Genomic DNA, 19,905 nt, shown 5'->3' with positions numbered 1-19,905 from the left:
ATAAGATATAACAAGTAGGAAAGTATTCGCCTCCACCATTTCATAAATCAAAGATAATGAAGTCGCTCTCTTTGCTTCAATTCAAATGAGCGAGATCTTTATTTAGCGGCAGCTTCCACCTGATCGACTAATAACCTTATACCTGTAATTATTTGCAGTTCTGTTCTCCCCCCTTGCTTGCGGGCATTTTCCAGCGCTTTCTTGCTACTTCTGATCCATTCCGCATCAGGAACCTGCTCGGTTTCCAAAAAGGTGATAGCTGCATTTCCGACCCCTGCCACTTCTGAGAGATTTGCAGATAGTTCTTTGATCTCATTCAATACTGGTGAACGCTCAATAATCGGAAGAACCTTCTGGTGGTTGTTTTGCCAAATGGTAAGTTGCGCCTGTATGGGTTTACAGTCCGCGGAGGAGTGAAGGTAACTCTTAACCTGCTCGTTGAAATTTCTGGCTACTCGAGCGTCCGGTAATGCCGCATCTGCCCAAAGGGTAAATGGAGAATAACTGGCATACATGGTCCCTTCCGGATTGCGTGTGTACCCTTTCATCGGTTCCACCACGTCAACCAGCGTCTCCAGAGGCTCGATCTCCCGGGATTGTGCCAGCTTTCTCAAAATTACATCTTGAGCCGTTTGATGTTTAAGGTTGAGCTGTTCCAGCTCCAGACTAACCGACCATAGCCTGCGATACATATCATCGACATCATTTACCTCCTCCGGCGACCAGAAACGCTCCGCAATGGCAGCACCTCTCGGCCATATCCGGCTGTCTATGGTTTCAGGAACTACGAGCTCACTCCACATACACATTTCACCTCCCAGAATATTTTCCCTGGCTTCAGGAGCTATATCGACCCCTGATGGCAGGGGATCTACCAGGTAATGGTCCTTCGTAGTTTGCATCAGGTCAAGATAATACCCGTTGGACAGTATAGTCTTGTATCCCTTTTTGGCTGCATCATACAGTGACTTTTTGGCAACCATGCCTTCCCACTCCCCTCGCCAGGAGTGGATCAGGGCGGTTTGGTTCATTTCAGGTGACATAATTTCTTCCCAACCCATCAGAAATTTTCCCTGTTTTTTCAGGATTGCCTGCAGGCGTGTATTGAAATAGGCTTGCAGTTCATGATTGGTTTTAAGCCCCTTCGATCTCATGAACGTCTGAATGTCCGGGTTGGCATCCCAATGCTTCCCAAGGTTTTCGTCACCACCGATATGAAAATAGGGGTCGGGGAAAATCTCGCCTATTTCAGCAAAAAGCGCATCCAAAAAGTCATAAACCTGTTCATTGGTGGGATCCAGCGTAGGATCAAAAATGCCTGCATACCGCTCAATTGAGTAAGATGTATCTTTACTCCCCAACTCCGGATAGGCGGTAAGAATCGCTGTGGCATGCCCGGGCACATCTATTTCGGGAATCACCCGGATGCCCCGCTGATGGGCATAGTCTACAAGTTTTTTCAGTTGCTGCCGGGTATAAAAATTCCCGTCTGAACTTTTACTTGTCAGCTCAGGAAATTTTGCCGACTCAAAGCGAAACCCTTGATCGTCGGAGAGATGCAGGTGAAGTACATTGAGCTTTAAAGCAGCCATGGCATCCAGATTGCGATAGACGACATCCATAGGCATAAAATGCCTGGCCACATCCAGCATCAATCCACGCCACACAAACCGCGGCTGATCACTGATTGCAATCTCAGGAAATACATACCTGCCATCGCTCACTGCCACAAGCTGCAAAAGAGTCTCCAACCCCCGTATTGCTCCGATATCGGTAATTGCTGTCAGCCTCAGTCCTGTTGGAGAAATATTCAGGTCATACGATTCGTTTTCATAAAGCTCTACTTTGCCTGGCCGGTTTACAATGATCTTCAGGTCAGCATCTTTTTTAGCTCCTTCCACTTTATGCTGGTCAAAGAAACTTCCGGTCTTTGCATCCAGTCTCCTCAAAAACCTGGTAGCCTCCCTGGACAAACGATCATCAAAACTGCCTTCAACTGAAATGGAAAAGGATCCGGAAATTGGAAAATTACCTCGACCTATTTCATATTTGGCCGGCATGGGCATGAGATCAAGCTCCTGGCTGACTCCTGCCTGCACCAAAACGATGAGTACTATGGATAAGATTGTATGCTTTGTGTTTACAAACGTTGCTGCCATGTTTCAAGTAAAGTGGGAGCGTGACTACACGCTCCCGTAATTAAATGTATGAAGAAAACTCACTAATAATGGTATCTTTTAAAACCCTCGATTGCCTCGTATTCAGGCAAGCCCAGTAAATCATAGATCCTGGCCGTGTCGCGGTTACGGTCTTCTGCCCTCTGCCAGAACTCACGACTATCTGTTCCCGGAAAAACAGCAGAATCCTTTTGCGATTGATGCTTGAAAATCGCCCGGCGCTTTTTCATCAATTCGTCCGGACTGATCGGCACAGCCATCTCGATATCTTCCACTGACCACTCCTGCCACGCTCCACGATACAGCCAGACCCAGCAATCTTTCATAAATGACTCCCCTTTCAGCTGATCCAGCGCCTGAAATATCGCCGACAAACAAACTCTGTGCGTGCCATGTGGATCTGAAAGGTCTCCGGCTGCATAGATCTGATGGGGCTTTATTTCCTTGATTAATTCTGCAGTTATGCGGATATCTTCCGGGCCCAGCGGATTCTTTTTCACCTTGCCTGTTTCATAAAAAGGCATGGTCATAAAATGAACGTGGTCCATATCTAACCCTACATACCGTGCTCCTGCCTTTGCTTCACTCTGCCGGATCAGGCCTTTGATCTTCTGGACTTCCGGAGAATCCAGCTCTCCCGGCTTCTTGTTTTTGATTTGAGCCTTTACAAGCTCATAAATATTTTTTCCACCGCTTTCAGAATCAAATTCCTTTTGAAGGTCTCCAAAAAAATCAGCATAGCGCACCACATCATCATCAAATACGGCAATGTTTCCGGAGGTCTGATAAGCTACATGCACATCGTGCCCCTGATCGACAAGCCGAATGAATGTGCCTCCCATGGAGATCACATCATCATCCGGATGGGGACTGAAAATGAGCACACGCTTTTTAGCCGGAGCAGCCCGCTCTGGTCGATTGGTATCGTCCACATTGGGTTTCCCTCCCGGCCAGCCGGTGATGGTACGCTGCAGTTTATTAAATACGCGCAGGTTTATGTTATAGGCCGGTCCATCATCAAGGATCAGGTCGCTCATTCCATGATCTGCATAATCCCTGTCCGTAAGCTTAAGGACCGGCTTATCAAGTTCCTGTGCCAGCCAGATAACGGCCTTTTTCTCTTTGTGAGCATCCCAGTCAATGGAACCAAGGATCCATGGTGTTTTTTCTCTGGTCAACTCCTCAGCAGCAGCCTGATCAACCACAAAGGTGGTGGAAGGGTGAGTCTGTAAAAAAGTAGCAGGGACCTGATCTGTCATGGGTCCCTCGATGGCTTCTTTCACAATCGGCGCTTTACCTTCGCCCCAGGCCATGATGATGATCCTTTGGGCTTTCATAATCGTGCCAATACCCATGGTAATTGCTTTACGAGGCACGTGCTCTTCTCCAAAAAAGTCCGATGCAGCATCTTGCCGGGTAATGTGATCGAGGTTGATCATCCGGGTCTTTGAGTGGACCGTAGACCCTGGCTCATTAAATCCCACATGGCCAGTACGACCAATCCCTAACAGCTGAAAGTCCAACCCTCCATAAGCCTCAATTTTTTGTTCATACGCTTCACAGTAATTACTTACCTGCTCCGCATCCAGTGTTCCATCCGGAATGTGAATGTTTTCTTTAGGAATATCAACATGATCAAACAGGTTTTCGTGCATAAACAGCACGTAGCTTTGCATCTCTTCCGGACGCATGGGGTAGTATTCATCCAGGTTAAAGGTGAGGACATTTTTAAAGCTGAGCCCCTCTTCCTGGTGGAGCCGTATCAACTCCTTATAAACTCCCTTGGGCGAAGAACCGGTAGCCAAACCGAGCACACATTTTTCACCTTTATCCGCCTTCTTCCTGATGAGATCCGCAATCTCTCTGGCTATTAAAGCGGAGGCCTCCTCCGGGTGCTCGAAGATCTCTGTGTGGATCTTTTCTTTTTGCGTAAAAGCAGAAAACTCCCAGGTTTTTCTATCAAAGTATTTTAATGCTTTCATCGTTTGTTTTGTCATGTCAAGTTATCGGTTCGGTTTTTTGATTCACGTCATTCGTATCCCACACCAGGGCCGCAGCACCAATGACTCCTGCATGGTCGGGAGCCAGAGCTGTTTTTCTGATAGGGATGTCTGTCGGATAAATTTTCAGAAGATTCTCTTCAAAACTCCTAATTGCTGGCTTAAAAAGCAAGTCACCGGCATTAACGAGTCCGCCAGCCAGAAAAATAGCTTCCGGATTAAATAATGCCGCTAAATCCGCCAATCCTTCACCAAGCTTGCGGCCGGTATATTCAAAAGCCTGTAGGGCCAGCAAGTCCCCGGCACTGGCAAAAACAGCTATGCGATTGGCTGTGATCTCTTTGAAAGGAAGGTCTCTAAGCCTGCTATCCACCTGAGAAGTTACTAAAAGTTCCTGAACTGTGAGACATACTCCTGTTGCAGAAACATATCGTTCCAGGCAACCATTTCTGCCGCATTTGCATGGTCGCCCTTCTTTATCAACTACCACGTGCCCAAACTCTCCGGCCAGTCCGTCTCTGCCTTGCAAGAGTTTACCATTACAATAAAACCCCGCCCCCACTCCGGTGCCTAAAGTGATAACAACAAAATCTGCCATTCCTCTGGCTTCACCAAAAGCATGTTCCGCAATCGCAAAAAGATTGGCATCATTGGTAAGTTTTACCGGAAGTCCAAAGGCTCCAGTGAGCTTGTCTACGATCTGAAGTTTTTCCCAGGGAAGATTAGAAGCATTTTCGATGATCCCTTTTCTTATATTAGCGCCCGGTGACCCCACGCCGATCCCCTGTATCTCCAGGTGGTCGTGCCCATCGATAAGTTCCCTGATGGTGCTAATCAGTTTTTCAGTGAAGTGTTTAGGGTCAGGATAGCGAGCGACCTCCACAACGCTCTTTTTCAAAATGCAGGCAGTTTCATGCACCAGAGCTACCTGCACGTTGGTTCCTCCTATATCTATGCCTATTGCAGCTTTCATGCTTCCGTCCCCTTTGCTTTATGTCCGTTTATTCCATAAAAAATCAGGTAACTATAGCAGATAAGCACTATTGAGAAAGAGGCCTGTAAGGACCAGTAATCTGCCAAAACTCCCTGTAATAACGGAATGACGGCTCCTCCTACCACGCCCATGATCATAAGTCCGGACCCCTGGCTGGTGTATTCACCCAGTCCTTTGATGCCCATCGGAAAAATGCAAGGCCACATCACCGAATTAAACAGCCCCACAGCCACAATGGTCCACATAGCTACAGGGCCGGAGGACACTACTGAAATGGTCACCAGGACAAATGCTACCACTGCCACGAAGGTGAGCGATTTTGAAACTTTTACTTTTCCTAAAAAGGCTACTCCTACGAAGCGGCCAACCATGGCCCCTCCCCAGTAAAGTGATACATACCATGCAGCCTGGCTTTCCGAAAAGCCGGCAATATGATCCAGAGCCAGATAATTAATCAAGAAACTTCCCACAGTAACTTCTGCCCCGACATACAGGAAAATAGCAACTACTCCAAGTCGTAAATTCCTAAACTTCCAAGCTCCTTTTTTCTTTGATTGTTTTGTCTCTATGGAAAGGGATGGAAACCTATAAAAGTGGATGATAAGTGCTACTGCCATGATAAATAATGCCAACCCCAGATACGGCCCCTGCACCGCCTCTGCTCCACGGGTCTGCTCCTCATTGCTAAGGATAAAATGTGCCCCGATCATTGGCCCGATGACAGTAGCCAGGGAGTTGAAACCACCGGCCATGTTTAGCCGGGCTGAAGCAGTCTCGGCACTTCCCAGAGCTGAAAGGTATGGATTGGCTGATACCTGCAGTAGGGTAATTCCACTGGCCATGATGAAGAGGGCAAAAAGAAACAACGGGTAAAAAACAATGGAAGAGGCAGGATAAAAAAGCAGACAGCCTCCCATGACTGTAAGAAGCCCAATGACAATTGCACTTTTATAGCCTGTCCGGTTGATCACCCAGGCTGCAGGCATGGCCATCAGAAAGTAAGCGCTGAAAAAGGTAAACTGAATAAGAATGGCCTGAAGGTAGCTGAGTTGGAAAACTGACTTCAGATGAGGGATCAGCACGTCATTGAACACGGTGATAATCCCAAAGATGAAAAACAATGAAACCATCAGGGCTATGGGACCCACGTTGCTCTTTCGCTCTGAGATTGTTTCACTTAATACTGCCTCTCCGGCCTGGTTAGCTCCATTCATAAATTATGATTTTCAAATAAGAGGACAGGCCCATCCTGCCCTCTAACGTTGCGACTATCAATAGCTAGTGTGCTGACTCGTAAAAAAGCCAACTATTTTTGCGCTCTTTTTCCTTCATACTGTGTTAAAATTTTCTGCCATAACCCTGCTATGCCCTCAAATTTTGCCGTGTCTGAAGAAAAAATAACATCAAAAATTTAGTCACCTTTCTTACAAATCATCACACTAGTTCTTCCACAAACAATTCAAACCCGTACAATTCAGAACCCAATTAACAGAGCAGGTGACAGTACTTAAAATTTATTAGCAGTATGGCATGGATTAGTAGCTAAACAACAAAAGGGTATAGCCCAGCTACATGAATGTAAAACATCAGGACATTCCTGCCATTCAGCAATAAAAAAGCCCGGGACAATCGCCGGGCTTCTTTTATCTTAAACTTATCTTACTTTGACCACCAGAGACCTACATCCTGTTTATCCGGACCTTGCTCACTAACAGCCGCACTATAGTTGTCTGCATTTTCGCTTTTTACGGCATTCCCGTACTGCATGCGCATTGGGTAAGCTCCATTGATATCGCCCATAGCAAAAATATCAGGATCAGCTACACCTGCTGCAAGAGAGGCCGGATACCCGGACTTCCTTACCACAGCCCACGCTTCAAAACCATCCGTATAGGATGCGATCCATCGCTGTATGGCTATTTTCTCGAGCTGTTCGTCTACTGTGCCAGATAGAGTAGCCAGATCAGCGCCAGCCAGGTAAGTAGCTATCTCTCCATCACTCACTCCCCACATTTTCATGGCCTGGGAAATACCCCGCGAAAACATTTCCTGGGCATCACCACTACTTAGCCCTCTGACAATCGCTTCTGCCTGCAAGAAATACGCTTCTGCCGAACTGAAGACAATTTCCGACCATATATTATCTCCGCCTTTAGCGTTGATGATTAAATCTGCCGGGTCCGAGAAAAAAGCATCGGCCACAAATGGATAAATGAAACCATTCAATCGAACAGGCTGTCCGATGTAATGCCCTGAGGAAATTGTCACCTCCACTTCATCAGCAGTTTCGTTCACTACCGGATTGGCACCGGCATCCGTAAGTGCCTGAATGATAAAATCTGCTCGTTTATCAAAATTTTCATTTCCCTCGGGGTTTGTTTCAGCATCAGGTCGCGTCCATGTCACGGTACCACCTATGGCAGGTTTAGCATACTTGCTTAACCGTGGGTCTCCATTATCTTTCAGGTAATCCAACAGAGGCTGACTTACTTTCCAGTTAGACCCTGCACCGAAGTTATGCCAAACATCTCCATAAGCAGCGCTTGCCCACTGACTGATCACATTATCTTTTTCCATCAGCACATCTCCGCTTGTTTCATCCAGCAATGGGGCACTTAAAGCCTCAGTTATCGCTGTGGTGGCAAAGTCTGCACCCGGAGCCCCATAAGCACGCAGGGCCATTCTTAACTTAAGGGTATTGGCAAGCCTTTTCCACTTTTGCAGGTCTCCTCCGCAATACAGGTCATTAGCTCCAAGATCTTCTATCCCATCTCCCGTAGAAACCGCATCACCAATAGTAGCCATCGCCTGGTCCAGTTCTGCAATGATGTTTCCGTAGATCAATTGCTGATCATCAAAGCCCGGAGTGAGTACATTCTCATCTCCAACTTCTGAAAAAGGTATCTGACCAAAGGTATCCGTATACATCTGGAAATAAAGTCCTCTTATGATCTGCCCAACCGCAAACATCCGGTCATTTTCAAAATCCCCTCCAGGTCCGGTCAACTTCATGAAGTTGTCCAGGTCCCCGAAGAAACCTGCCAACCAATCCCAGGCCGCATCTGTATAACCGGGATTGTAAGTATACCCCAGGCCATCGTCCCACCAGGAGCCATTAAATCCAAAAGTGAAATGCCCGGCATATCTGTCAGCATGGATAAGCTGCGCCCTCCAATAAGGGTAACGATCAGGTCCGTAGAGCTTAAACTGTACGCCAGTCAAAAAGTACTTGGCACTTGCTTCCTCCGTGGTAATGTCATTGGGATTTGTGTTGATCTCCGAAAAATCAGAAGTACACGACACAAACACCATCGTCATCACCAGTATTGCTATATATTTAAATGATTTCATATCGGCTATAATTTGAGGGTCTGTTAAAATTTGATGTTGACATTAAACCCATACTGTCGGGTAGTAGGCAGATTGTAAAACAATACACCCTGAGCAAAATTGCTGGTACTGTAGCTGGATTCCGGATCAAAGTTGTCAATCTTCTTATACAGGAAGAACAGGTTTCGGCCAACCACACCCAGCGAAACACTCTGTAGTGGTATATTATCCAACCAGGAGTCTGGCAAACGATACATAAGAGAGGCCTCTCTCAAACGAATGTTGGTTTGATCGAAAATATAGTTTTCCGGAATACCGCTATATGCACCCCAGTATTGCTGGCCGGTGATTGAAGTTTCATTTGCCTCGTATACAGGATTTTCGGAATCACCTGTATTTTCAACGCCATCTACGATGATCCCTTCCTGTCTGTACTGAACGGTCTTAGCAGATACTCCACTGCCATCCAAGGCCGCATCCGTACCAGAATAAAGTTCTCCTCCAATTCGTGCATCTATAAGCACTCTCAGAGAAATGTCCTTATAAGTAAAGTTATTGGTAAGACCTCCGGTCCAGTCCGGTTGATAGTTGCCAAGCAATTCATAATCGGAGTTTCTCTGCGGAACACCCTGCTGAGTCACGATATTTCCCTGATCATCGCGCTGATAGGTGAAGCCATAGATATCCCCATAGCCTCCACCTACCGTAGCCCGGACAATCACTGTTCCGGCATTGGTGGTCGAGAATGTAAAGTGCTCAGCCCCTTCGATCAATTCTTCTAACCTGTTTTTATTCCTTGCAAAATTTGCAGAAATGTCCCAGCTGAACCCCGGTTTCCGTATCACAGACCCTCCGACCATCACTTCCACCCCTTCATTGGTCATTTCACCTACATTGGTGTGGAATTCCTGATAGCCGGTAGATTCCGTAACAGGCACATTCATGATCAGATCCTGAGAGGTGATTTTGTAATAAGATATATCTGCATAGATCCGGTTATTAAAAAAGCTGATATCTGTTCCCACTTCAAAAGACCTGGTTTGCTCAGGCTTTAGGTTTTCATCATAAAGGACCGTGGACCTGTTGAGTATTGGTAAACCCAGGTAAGAATCTGTAGGGCTGGACAGTGCATAAGGTGTGGTCAGCTGAAACGGATCCGTATCATTACCCACCTGTGCCCAGCTGGTGCGCAGTTTCCAGTAATCAAGCAATCCTCCACCCGGATCTACGAATCGCTCGATCAGGAAAGACAAACTAGCTGATGGATAAAAGTATGACCAGTTGGATTCGGGAAGTGCGGATGACCAGTCATTTCGTGCAGACAGGTTCAGAAAGACCATATTGGCATACGAAAATTCAGCAGACCCGTATAATGAGGTCACTTTCTTTTTCTGGGTTGGTGTATAGCCAGGCGAAAGTACTGACGCACTGGCAACGATAGACTTAGTCGGGATTTTGAAATTTTCACCACTTACCCCCTGAAACTCATAGGTATTCAGACGGTAATTTCCTCCAAAATTCACTCCTACGTTAAATTTACTGGCTACTTCTTTATTATACATCAAAAGGAAGTCAGCGTTTGTCTCTCCGGTCTTATATTGATTGTAAACAAACCGGCCGGTCTGGTAAAACCAGTGACCTACCTGCTCCACTCGCTCGGTTTTCTGGCTCACCTGATCTGACCCAACCCGTACGAAACCGGAGAAATCATCCGTAAATTCATAAGTTGCTTTTATAAAGCCTGAAAAACGATTTCTGAAGTCTTCATTCCTGTCATTATTGAGGGTCCAATACGGATTCCCATTGCCAGAGCTCCAGGTATTCACAGACAGATCGTCGGCCTGGTAATCTTTCAGGTCGTCCATAACCATGTTTCTGGGCACTGCGTAGACATATGCCATGAGCCCTTCGGTACCCTGTGATACTCTGTTTTTGGTCTCCTGATGAAAGTAGGTGACACGAGAATCCAGAGTCAGCTTATCACTGATCTGTGAAAAGGCCCGTACGTTGAAATTGTGCTTCTGAAGCTCCGAGTTTGGCACAAAAGAGCTCAAATCCGTATTGGTATATGAAAAACGCATACTGGCATTTTCACTGCCACCATCTATAGCTATGGTATTGATGATGTTAGACCCTGTCCGGAAAAAGTTTTCTACATTATCGGATTGGGCTACGTATGGTCTCGTTTCACCGGTCCAGTAAAGCTGGTTTGAGCCATCCATACGAGCTCCCCAGCTTCCTCCATTGTTTTTCAGGTTACTGAGGTCTGTGTAGGTGTTCCCATCAGATCCCTGACCATATTCATTTTGATAACCTGGCAACAAAAGGGGATCTTCAAAGGTGTAATTAGCAGAATAAGTCACCCCCAGTCCCTGGCCGGTTCTCCCCTTTTTGGTAGTGATCATGACTACACCATTGGCCGCACGCGAACCATACAATGCCGCAGCATTAGGACCTTTCAGTATACTCATTGACTCTATATCGTCAGGATTAAGGTCTGAAATCCCTGTACCATAATCCACGCGCTCGTAGTTGGCTGTTCCATCCTCGTTAGAAGAACCAAAGCCAGAGTTGTCAATAGGTACACCATCTACTACATAGAGGGGTTGGTTATTTCCGGTAAGTGAATTATTACCCCGAATAATTACACGTGATCCACTTCCCAATCCGCCTGTAGACTGAGTGATCACCAGGCCCGGAACTCGCCCGGCTAATGAATTCACAACGTTGGCCTGCTTAACAGTAGAAAGATCTTCACCTTCTACTCCGGTAACTGCATAGCCAAGGGCTTTTTTATCTTTTTCAACTCCAAAAGCCGTCACAACGACTTCACCAAGCTCTGTGATATCAGCCCGCATCTCCACATCTACGGTCGTTCTTGACCCTACAGCCTCTTCAATGGTCATATATCCTATAAAGGAAAAAACCAGGACACTCTCCGGGTCATCCACCTGGACACGATAATTTCCATCCAGATCTGTTGTAGTACCCGAGTTTGTTCCTTTTATAAGGACCGTAGCCCCGGGTATCGGATCTCCTGACTCAGTATCTGTTACGGCACCGGTTACCATGGTTTGACCCAGTACAGCCACACTGATCAGCATTAGCATAAAAAATGGTAGTATTTTTCTCATAGAAATAACTTTAGGTAATTAGAATGTTGGCAGCTGTGCTTTACAGCCATACATCTAATTAACCTGGTTGCTATCTCCTTTGAAAATTTATTAGCGGTACGACAAAATTCTGTCGCTGAATGACAGTCGAATTGCTACGAGTAGCATAGATGCTGTTTGGGAGCAAAAAGGGGCTGTTCGTCTAATTAAATCGATTTCAACATACATATTTAGCATATTTACTATCGAATAATTTTTAAAGTTCTAACTTGACCAGTTCAATAAATCAACAACTTGGAACGCATAAGACAACATAGGGAGGTTTTGTTCCACATCATCTTCTGGGTGGGTTATTTCTCCTTTAACAGTGTACGGTGGGGGCATTATTTTGAAGATTACGTTTATTCCTTCAAATCCAACCTCGTCGAGTTTCCAATTCATATTATACTGGTTTATTTCAACCTTTACTTTTTGGTCCCCCGGCTTCTTTCTAAGAAAAAATACACCGGATATATCACTTCCCTGTTTTTTGCAACACTTACTATGTCGCTCATAAAAATCATCCTGACCTACGGATTAGTCACTACGAATATCTGGCCTGAATCAGCGAAAGAAGAAACGGAGCTTTTTGGGCTCAGCTACATAACAACGGTATTTATCGGCGAACTATATGTGGTAGGGCTTACGGCGGCCATTAAGCTTACCATTGATCGCATACGGGAGCGGGATGCTCAGCGCGAACTGGAGAAAAACAATCTGGAAACGGAGCTGGCATACCTGAAGAGCCAGATCCAGCCTCACTTTTTCTTCAACACACTCAATAGCCTGTATGCTATGACCCTGGAGAAATCTGACCTGGCCCCAAATACGATATTGAAGCTTTCTAATCTGATGAGCTTCGTGATCTACCAGGCCAAAGCGGATGAAGTTTCGCTCATGGAAACTGTGACCCACATGAAAAATTACATAGAGCTGGAGAAAATCCGCTTTGGACCGAAGCTTCAGGTAGACTTTGAGATATCCGGTAAACTGGACGATAAAAGTATACCCCCGCTAATCCTATCCCCGTTTGTGGAAAACAGCATCAAACATGGGGGAGAATCAGCCAATGGAAACTTTGAAATAGCGATACATCTTGATGTGCAGGAAGATCACCTGAACTTTGAAGTGGAAAACTGGACAAAAAACTATATGGATTCCACGGAAGTAATGCGACTGAACGGAAGTGAGGGGATTGGCCTGAAAAACACCATCAGAAGGTTAAAACTACTTTATAAAGATGCCTATAATCTGGATATCGCAGAAAACGAACAGAAGTATAAGGTAAAATTGTCGCTACCTTTAAACAAATAGCTATGCAAGTAAAATGCCTGATCATAGATGATGAGCCTCTCGCTGTAAAAGTTGTGGAAAAATACATTGAGGATATCGATGATTTTGAATGCGTAGGGAGTTGTAGTAATGCTATGGAGGCTATCCATTTCCTCTCCGAGCAGCCGGTAGATCTTATTTTTCTGGACATCAACATGCCTAAACTCAGTGGTATGGAACTCCTGGAAACCCTCAAAAATCCTCCTCTTGTGGTTATCACTACTGCATATCGCGAATACGCAGTTGAAAGCTACGACTATGACGTGGTAGATTACCTGGTAAAGCCCATTGAGTTTCCACGCTTTTTCAGGATGGTCCAGAAGGTACTAAACAGGCTGAAAATCCAACCTTCCAATACGGAAGTGCCAGAATCAGGAAAGTTAGATCACCTGTTTTTAAAAGTAGATAAAAAGATGGTCAAGGTTTTCCTGAAAGACATCCTGTATGTGGAGAGTCTGAAGGATTATGTTATGGTGCGAACAATCTCTGAAGACCTTATTGTACATCATAATCTCCAGTCTTTCACTGAGCTGCTTCCTTCGGATGAGTTTGTACGTATCCACAGAAGCTACACAGTATCCCTGGAAAAAATAAAGGCCCTGAATGGCAATCAGGTTGAGATCGGAGGAAAGCACCTGCCAATAGGAAGAAACTATCAGTCCGAAGTAAAAGCTAAGATCCTGAGCAGCTAACCTTTTCCAGGACTCAATAACTTTTCAATACAATGTGTAGGAAAGATAACTAACTTTGCGCCCTGAAATAATAGCAGGGATGACACTAGAACAGGAAATTCAAAAGCGACGTACTTTCGGGATTATCGCTCACCCGGATGCAGGTAAAACCACCCTTACTGAAAAACTGCTACTCTTTGGGGGAGCTATTCAGACGGCAGGAGCCGTAAAATCCAATAAAATCGACATGAATACGCGATCGGACTGGATGGATATAGAAAAGCAGCGGGGTATCTCAGTAGCCACTTCCGTAATGGGTTTTGATTACAAAGACCTGAAAATAAATATCCTGGACACCCCCGGACACCAGGATTTTGCTGAGGACACGTACCGTACGCTCACAGCGGTGGACAGTGTCATCATGGTGATCGACTGTGTAAAAGGTGTGGAGCAACAGACAGAGAAGCTCATGGAAGTCTGCCGGATGCGAAACACACCTGTTCTCTGCTTTATCAATAAGCTGGACCGGGAAGGACGTGATGCATTTGACCTGCTGGATGAGATAGAAGAAAAGCTGAACATCAAAGTACGTCCGATGAGCTGGCCCATCGGCATGGGTAAATCGCTAAGAGGTGTTTTTAACATCTATGAAAACAACCTAAACCTCTACGAACCCAGCAAGACTAAAAAGGTGACCGATGTAGTAGAGATAAAAGGAGTGGATGATCCCCGGCTGGATGAGCTATTACCAGCATCTGCTGTATCTGAATTACGTGAAGAAATAGAGCTGGTGAATGGCGTTTATGACCCATTTGATCGTGAAAAATACCTGAACGGTGAGGTAGCCCCTGTTTTCTTTGGTAGTGCAGTAAATAACTTTGGTGTCAGGGAACTGCTGGATTGCTTTATTCAGATCGCCCCTCCACCCCGCCCACGGGACAATGAACTCCGGAGGGTGGAGCCTAACGAAAAAAAATTCACTGGTTTTATATTTAAGATCCACGCAAACATGGACCCGAAACACCGAAACAGGATCGCATTTGCTCGTATCTGTTCCGGGAAGTTCCAACGGGGAAGCAACTATTATCATGTAAGACAGGAAAAACCTTTTCGCTTTTCCAATGCCACAGCCTTCATGGCACAGCAAAAGGAAACAGTGGATGAGGCTTTCCCCGGAGATATTGTGGGGCTGTATGACACAGGAAACCTGAAGATCGGCGATACGCTCACAGAAGGGGAAAAAGCATTATATAAGGGAATACCTTCATTCTCTCCGGAGCTTTTCAGGGAGGTAATCAACATGGATGCCATGAAAGCCAAACAGCTGGATAAAGGCCTGGTCCAACTCATGGATGAAGGAGTTGCTCAGCTATTTACTTTTGAAATGGGATCGCGAAAGGTTGTAGGGACTGTCGGTGCACTTCAGTTTGAGGTTCTCCAGCACAGGCTGCTCAACGAATACAATGCCAAAGCACGATTTGATACCGTGAATATTTACAAGGCATGCTGGATCAGCTCAAAAGACCAGACCAAGCTCGATGCATTCGTGAAAGATAAGTACCGGCACATTGCAAAAGACAAAGACGGTAAGCTGGTTTTCATGGCCGAATCAAAAGCCTGGTTGCAAATGGTGCAGGATAACTTCCCGGATATCGATTTTCACTATATCAGTGAGTTTTAGCCCGGAAAAGACTAAAACGAGAAGTGTTACGTTATTTAAACCATGAGTTTTCGTAAACACCTGTTTTTCATCTCGATTTTCATCCTAACATGCACAGTAGCATCTGCTAAAGTAGTTTTTAATTCTTATAGCAAAGGACCTACGGAATACTGGATCATTTACGATGATTCCCTGGGAATTACACAAGATAATCTGATCATATTCCTACACGGCTATGGGGCTTCCAACCCGGGATGTTACGGGGGTTGGATTTCTGCACTCGCCACTGCAGGAAATGCTATTGTTTTTCCGAAATTTCAAATAGGCACTTTTCTGCCTCGAACCAGGGCATTTCAAAAACGCACCGTTAAAGTGATCTCATTGGCCATCTCTGAAATTCAGAAACATCATGGGGTGGACATAATCAGAATAAGCATGATCGGTCATTCCATAGGTGGTGTGATCGCAGCAAATATTGCCAATAATCATGCTCCTAACAGACCGAATGTGAGTGGTCTTGTACTATGCCAGCCCGGGTTCAAATATTTAAAACTTGGGGCTCATCGATCATATCATCAGATCAGTAGCTCAACCCTGCTCCTCAACATTACCGGAGAAAATGACCATGCGGCAGGAAGAAAATTCGCAGCGAAAGTATACCGTACCGCTACACAGATCCCTTCTGACCAAAAAGCATGGATTGAGCATCAGGAACTTGAATCAGAGGGACTTTCCGCTCATCACAAAGACCCGGTATCTCCTCTTAGCACCCTGGATACTGGAAATCGAAACCTGGTCATAGGGGGAGCCTTTCTTTTATGTAAAATAGATAAAGTGGATAGAGAAGCATATTGGGCGCCAAGCCTTAACCTTATAAAGACTGTAAATGATAATGCTCTTGAATTGCAAGATCTGAAACACCCTCACTGGATCGTCAGTTTATCGGATTGATCATACCTTTTTGGTAAACCTACCCCAATAGATCTTCAACCGTAAGACTAAAGTTATTTGAGTTTACTGGATCAATTCCTTGTTCTAACCCTTTGTAAAAATCACCTGACATACCCCAAATCAACCAGATCCTGACGACCATTGATGATTTTGAGGGACTGACTTCTCATCAGGTACAGCCGGTCAGAAACTTCTAATATGGACTCGTATTGGTGGTCCGTTAATAATATACCTTTCTCCTGAGATATTTCCTTCAACAATGGTATTAACCGTTCTACCAAAACCGGAGCGATATACGAAAACGGCTCATCCAGCAACACAAACTTTGCGGGTGAATAGAGGACAATCAGCATCTCAATATATTTGGCCACACCACCCGACATTTGATCAAATCTGGTTTCTTTATAAGCTGTAAATGTCTCATCTCCGGACAGCACCTTTTTATCCGAATCGTACAGGTCGGCTGCCTGATGAGGTTTCAAAAAACCCGGAAACAAACCCTCCTGCGGCACAAATTTGATTTTCCCTGTAGCGAAAGGTGTCTCGGCATAAACGCCATCTACCCGAATAGACTGACTCTCCCCTTTTAATGCTCCGAATATGATCTTCAGCAGAGTGGACTTTCCGCACCCGTTTCTGCCTAAAAAGCCTACGACTTCTCCGATTGACACCCTGAGATAAATATCGGAGAGAATTTTGCTGGTTCCGTAGCTGAAGTTGACGCTATCTATTTCAAGTAAAGACATAGATGAGGTAAAAGATGAACAACGAAATCACCGTATCGATTGAGACGGCATACCAAACCAGCTTATTCCTTGAGATACCCAGGTTATGGTAAAAGTAGAACCGATGCCTTCGGTTGAAATAATAGCCTGCTCCTAACAAACCAAAGCCCAGGACTTTCGTCCAAAAAGCTCCAGGAATACCAAAGCGACCGTAAGCATATAAAATGTAACCAGCTAAAAAAGTGAAGACCAGGTTATAAACAATAAAATCTCTGTATAGTATTGCAAGTATTCTTATTAATCTCAAATTAAGACGGTTTTAAGATCAAACGAGTTGAAGCAGCCATTAGTATTATTTGAAGACAATCACCTCCTTATCCTACAAAAACCGGCTGGCTGGTTGGTGCAGGGGGATAAAACAGGAGACAAAACGCTCACAGACTGGGGCAGAGAATACATTAAAAAAACATACAATAAGCCCGGAGATGTCTTTCTCCACCCCACACACCGGCTGGACAGGCCCGTTAGTGGCATCACCGTTTTTGCCCGGACCTCAAAAGCACTCGAAAGAATGAATAAACTATTTCGAGAAGATAAAATCTACAAAACCTACCTCGCAGTGGTCTCAGGGAAACCTCAAAATCCTGCAGGTAAGCTCATTCACTGGCTGGATAAAGACTCAAAGAGAAACGTTGTGAAAGCTTTTGTGAATCAAAAAGGAAATGCCAAAAAGGCCGAACTGGACTATACACTGATAAACATCCGGAAAGAAACCAGCCTGCTACAAGTTATGCCTAAAACCGGACGTCCACATCAAATCAGGGTACAACTGTCACAGCTTGGCTGCCCCATCAAAGGAGACCTGAAATATGGCTACCCCGAACCAAATTCAGACAAAAGCATCCACTTACATGCTTTTAAGATTAGCTTTGTGCACCCGGTCAGAAAAGAGGAGCTTTCAGTAAAATCATTACCGGACTGGGAAGAATTTAAAACACACATCCATGAGCTGGATTGATCGATTGCAGGAAAAATGGAACCTTAAGAATACAGGGCAGGTAGTCATCATTCTGATCGTTTTTGCCTGCACTGGATTTACTGTCCTGTTCTTAAAGCGACCGGTCGTAGCCTTTTTTACCACAGATGGTGACCAGAATATCTGGTTTTCGATTGCTTACTACGTGCTCATTCTCCCTATTTATAATATAATTCTACTTTTTTATGGATTTATTTTTGGACAGTTTCGCTTTTTCTGGGAGTTTGAAAAACGCACATTTCGTAGAATAATCCGCCGGAAAGATCATGCTGGAGAGAAATGAAGCCATAGACAGGATCAACAAACTTGGTGCCTCCAAAACACCTTTTTTTTTCTTTACCGATTTTCCAGGTGAAAAAGCATGGGTAAAACCCCTTGCTGACATTGATCCCGAAGAGGTCTCTTTTCAGGTCGGAAACTTTCATAATCACCCGCAAAACTCAACAAGCCTCTTTTTCAGCTTTTCAAAAAAGCCTTTGCCATTTAGCCAGTTCGAAAAATCCTTCCGGCAGGTGGTTCATGAAATCAGTATCGGCAACTCGTTCCTCGTAAACCTGACCTTCAAAAACCCCATCAGCACAAGCCTGTCACTTCAGGGTATTTTTGAAATCAGTCATGCTCAATACAAGCTGCGTTACAGGGACCAGTTCGTAGTATTCTCCCCTGAAACATTCGTCAAAATAGAGGATGGGTATATTTATTCTTATCCCATGAAAGGAACCATTGACACAAAAATCAAAGATGCAGCTTCTACTATCCTGCAAGATCCAAAAGAAACAGCCGAGCATGTCACCATTGTCGACCTTATAAGAAACGACCTGAGTCAGGTGGCAGAGACGGTGGAAGTTACCAGATTTCGGTTTATCACTGAGGTGAAAACTCATGAAAAGACACTACTCCAGGTAAGCTCCGAGATCAAAGGGAAGCTCCATGCCGGATATGAAGGCAAGCTCGGTACGATACTCTTTCAGCTGCTCCCCGCCGGGTCCATTTCCGGTGCTCCGAAGCCCAAAACCCTGGCAATCATACGTGATGCTGAAAGGTATGACAGGGGGTTTTATACAGGTATTTGCGGTCTCTTTGACGGGGAAAAGCTGGATACGGGAGTTATGATCCGTTTCATTGAAAAAGAAGGTGATCAGCTCTATTATAAGAGCGGTGGGGGGATCACATCATTTAGTAAAGCTGAAAACGAATACCAGGAAATTATCGATAAGATCTATGTGCCTATCTGAAAAGTAAGATTATCATAGCTTTCATACCTTCATTCTACAACACTTTTTAAAGCTTATATCCTAAATACAAATATACACCGGCAGCAGTATCACCATTTGTATATAACATTTGAAGCAAACTTTTGACCCCGATAGATAAGTTATTGTGACGGAACATTCTAACACTTAGTTCTGATGATAGCCCAAAAGTGCTTTCTTCAATGTAAACTGGATAATCAAAAGATGAACCAAACTGTTGATTATCCTGATTTTGATATCCATTACCGTAAATACCGTTAACAATCCTGTATGATGGCCCAATCCCTATTGAAAACCCATCCCAGGAACGAGGAAAAGGAACAAATTCAAGAATCAAATCATAGGTCTGAGAATTGGTAAAATCGAAATTTCCCCAAACACTGGCAGATTGCTTTGCTGCCGCAAAATTAATGTGTGGAGATATCCCAAGGTATGGGTTAATTTGTAGTGTATATTCAAAGTCCAGAGCTGTACCTATTAAATCTCCTGACCCAAAAAAAACACCCCCATAACCAGTCTCAAAGCTATGTCCTAAACCTTTTGTGTCTTGAGAAGTGGCGATTTTGCTTATAAGCAAAAGGAAAGCCAATATTATCAATCTATTACCCATATAAGTTAAATTAT

Annotated in this window: 16 protein-coding genes; 7 read left to right on the top strand and 9 right to left on the bottom strand. The window is 44.8% G+C overall.

The genetic code is table 11. The annotated features are described in order from the left end of the window. Positions 1-98: 98 nt before the first annotated feature. The 6 genes from AC3E9V_RS03680 to AC3E9V_RS03655 all read right to left on the bottom strand — a co-directional run bounded on the left by AC3E9V_RS03680 (position 99) and on the right by AC3E9V_RS03655 (position 11,635). Positions 99-2,159: a beta-N-acetylhexosaminidase gene (locus tag AC3E9V_RS03680; protein WP_488751835.1), complete on the bottom strand. Its 2,061-nt coding sequence runs from the start codon at positions 2,157-2,159 to the stop codon at positions 99-101. A gap of 62 nt (positions 2,160-2,221) precedes the next feature. Then, positions 2,222-4,159: a glucosamine-6-phosphate deaminase gene (nagB, locus tag AC3E9V_RS03675; protein WP_488751834.1), complete on the bottom strand. Its 1,938-nt coding sequence runs from the start codon at positions 4,157-4,159 to the stop codon at positions 2,222-2,224. Between the two features lie 16 nt (positions 4,160-4,175). Then, on the bottom strand, positions 4,176-5,150 hold the full coding sequence (locus tag AC3E9V_RS03670; RefSeq protein ID WP_488751833.1) for an ROK family protein: 975 nt from the start codon (positions 5,148-5,150) through the stop codon (positions 4,176-4,178). Continuing rightward, positions 5,147-6,385 carry a sugar MFS transporter gene (locus tag AC3E9V_RS03665; protein ID WP_488751832.1) on the bottom strand — a complete coding sequence of 413 codons (1,239 nt, stop codon included), beginning with the start codon at positions 6,383-6,385 and terminating at the stop codon, positions 5,147-5,149. The genes AC3E9V_RS03670 and AC3E9V_RS03665 overlap by 4 nt, the downstream gene beginning before the upstream one ends. 445 nt (positions 6,386-6,830) lie before the next feature. Then, positions 6,831-8,522 carry a SusD/RagB family nutrient-binding outer membrane lipoprotein gene (locus tag AC3E9V_RS03660; protein ID WP_488751831.1) on the bottom strand — a complete coding sequence of 564 codons (1,692 nt, stop codon included), beginning with the start codon at positions 8,520-8,522 and terminating at the stop codon, positions 6,831-6,833. Positions 8,523-8,545: 23 nt separating this feature from the next. Further along, a complete protein-coding gene (locus AC3E9V_RS03655; protein WP_488751830.1) occupies positions 8,546-11,635 on the bottom strand; it encodes a SusC/RagA family TonB-linked outer membrane protein in 3,090 nt (1,029 codons plus the stop codon). 273 nt (positions 11,636-11,908) lie between these two features. On the opposite strand from AC3E9V_RS03655, the gene AC3E9V_RS03650 reads away from it, so the two are divergent. The 4 genes from AC3E9V_RS03650 (at position 11,909) to AC3E9V_RS03635 (ending at position 16,267) form a co-directional block, all read left to right on the top strand. Continuing rightward, entirely contained in the window at positions 11,909-12,967 is a 1,059-nt protein-coding gene (locus AC3E9V_RS03650; RefSeq protein ID WP_488751829.1) for a sensor histidine kinase, read from the top strand. 2 nt (positions 12,968-12,969) lie between these two features. After that, the gene (locus AC3E9V_RS03645) at positions 12,970-13,677 is read left to right on the top strand and encodes a LytR/AlgR family response regulator transcription factor (RefSeq protein ID WP_488751828.1); all 708 of its coding nucleotides are present in this window, start codon (positions 12,970-12,972) and stop codon (positions 13,675-13,677) included. Positions 13,678-13,756: 79 nt separating this feature from the next. Continuing rightward, positions 13,757-15,337, top strand: coding sequence for a peptide chain release factor 3 (locus AC3E9V_RS03640; protein WP_488751827.1), 1,581 nt, complete (start codon positions 13,757-13,759; stop codon positions 15,335-15,337). Positions 15,338-15,379: 42 nt separating this feature from the next. Further along, the gene (locus AC3E9V_RS03635) at positions 15,380-16,267 is read left to right on the top strand and encodes an alpha/beta hydrolase (protein ID WP_488751826.1); all 888 of its coding nucleotides are present in this window, start codon (positions 15,380-15,382) and stop codon (positions 16,265-16,267) included. 101 nt (positions 16,268-16,368) lie between these two features. Here AC3E9V_RS03635 and AC3E9V_RS03630 read toward each other — a convergent pair whose 3' ends face one another. Both AC3E9V_RS03630 and AC3E9V_RS03625 read right to left on the bottom strand, forming a co-directional pair. Continuing rightward, the gene (locus AC3E9V_RS03630) at positions 16,369-17,013 is read right to left on the bottom strand and encodes an ATP-binding cassette domain-containing protein (protein ID WP_488751825.1); all 645 of its coding nucleotides are present in this window, start codon (positions 17,011-17,013) and stop codon (positions 16,369-16,371) included. Then, a complete protein-coding gene (locus tag AC3E9V_RS03625; protein WP_488751824.1) occupies positions 17,000-17,299 on the bottom strand; it encodes a hypothetical protein in 300 nt (99 codons plus the stop codon). The genes AC3E9V_RS03630 and AC3E9V_RS03625 overlap by 14 nt, the downstream gene beginning before the upstream one ends. Positions 17,300-17,326: 27 nt before the next feature. Here AC3E9V_RS03625 and AC3E9V_RS03620 point away from each other — a divergent pair, with 27 nt between their 5' ends. The 3 genes from AC3E9V_RS03620 to AC3E9V_RS03610 are packed head-to-tail and all read left to right on the top strand — an operon-like array spanning position 17,327 to position 19,263. After that, a complete protein-coding gene (locus AC3E9V_RS03620) occupies positions 17,327-18,010 on the top strand; it encodes an RluA family pseudouridine synthase (RefSeq protein ID WP_488751823.1) in 684 nt (227 codons plus the stop codon). Then, the gene (locus tag AC3E9V_RS03615) at positions 17,997-18,311 is read left to right on the top strand and encodes a DUF6787 family protein (RefSeq protein WP_488751822.1); all 315 of its coding nucleotides are present in this window, start codon (positions 17,997-17,999) and stop codon (positions 18,309-18,311) included. The genes AC3E9V_RS03620 and AC3E9V_RS03615 overlap by 14 nt, the downstream gene beginning before the upstream one ends. Beyond that, positions 18,295-19,263, top strand: coding sequence for an aminodeoxychorismate synthase component I (locus tag AC3E9V_RS03610; RefSeq protein ID WP_488751821.1), 969 nt, complete (start codon positions 18,295-18,297; stop codon positions 19,261-19,263). The genes AC3E9V_RS03615 and AC3E9V_RS03610 overlap by 17 nt, the downstream gene beginning before the upstream one ends. A gap of 46 nt (positions 19,264-19,309) precedes the next feature. Here the strand turns inward: AC3E9V_RS03610 and AC3E9V_RS03605 are convergent, their stop codons facing one another. Further along, entirely contained in the window at positions 19,310-19,891 is a 582-nt protein-coding gene (locus tag AC3E9V_RS03605; protein WP_488751820.1) for a hypothetical protein, read from the bottom strand. Positions 19,892-19,905: the final 14 nt, after the last annotated feature.

The sequence above is a fragment of the Marinoscillum sp. HNIBRBA16962 genome (assembly GCF_057801515.1).
This window is presented reverse-complemented; position numbering and strand designations above follow the sequence as displayed.

Bases quoted from the DNA above. Each gene is read 5' to 3' on its own strand.
- AC3E9V_RS03680 (WP_488751835.1), bottom strand. From the start codon at position 2,159: ATGGCAGCAACGTTTGTAAACACAAAGCATACAATCTTATCCATAGTA.
- nagB (WP_488751834.1), bottom strand. From the start codon at position 4,159: ATGAAAGCATTAAAATACTTTGATAGAAAAACCTGGGAGTTTTCTGCT.
- AC3E9V_RS03670 (WP_488751833.1), bottom strand. From the start codon at position 5,150: ATGAAAGCTGCAATAGGCATAGATATAGGAGGAACCAACGTGCAGGTA.
- AC3E9V_RS03665 (WP_488751832.1), bottom strand. From the start codon at position 6,385: ATGAATGGAGCTAACCAGGCCGGAGAGGCAGTATTAAGTGAAACAATC.
- AC3E9V_RS03660 (WP_488751831.1), bottom strand. From the start codon at position 8,522: ATGAAATCATTTAAATATATAGCAATACTGGTGATGACGATGGTGTTT.
- AC3E9V_RS03655 (WP_488751830.1), bottom strand. From the start codon at position 11,635: ATGAGAAAAATACTACCATTTTTTATGCTAATGCTGATCAGTGTGGCT.
- AC3E9V_RS03645 (WP_488751828.1), top strand. From the start codon at position 12,970: ATGCAAGTAAAATGCCTGATCATAGATGATGAGCCTCTCGCTGTAAAA.
- AC3E9V_RS03640 (WP_488751827.1), top strand. From the start codon at position 13,757: ATGACACTAGAACAGGAAATTCAAAAGCGACGTACTTTCGGGATTATC.
- AC3E9V_RS03635 (WP_488751826.1), top strand. From the start codon at position 15,380: ATGAGTTTTCGTAAACACCTGTTTTTCATCTCGATTTTCATCCTAACA.
- AC3E9V_RS03630 (WP_488751825.1), bottom strand. From the start codon at position 17,013: ATGTCTTTACTTGAAATAGATAGCGTCAACTTCAGCTACGGAACCAGC.
- AC3E9V_RS03615 (WP_488751822.1), top strand. From the start codon at position 17,997: ATGAGCTGGATTGATCGATTGCAGGAAAAATGGAACCTTAAGAATACA.
- AC3E9V_RS03610 (WP_488751821.1), top strand. From the start codon at position 18,295: ATGCTGGAGAGAAATGAAGCCATAGACAGGATCAACAAACTTGGTGCC.
- AC3E9V_RS03605 (WP_488751820.1), bottom strand. From the start codon at position 19,891: ATGGGTAATAGATTGATAATATTGGCTTTCCTTTTGCTTATAAGCAAA.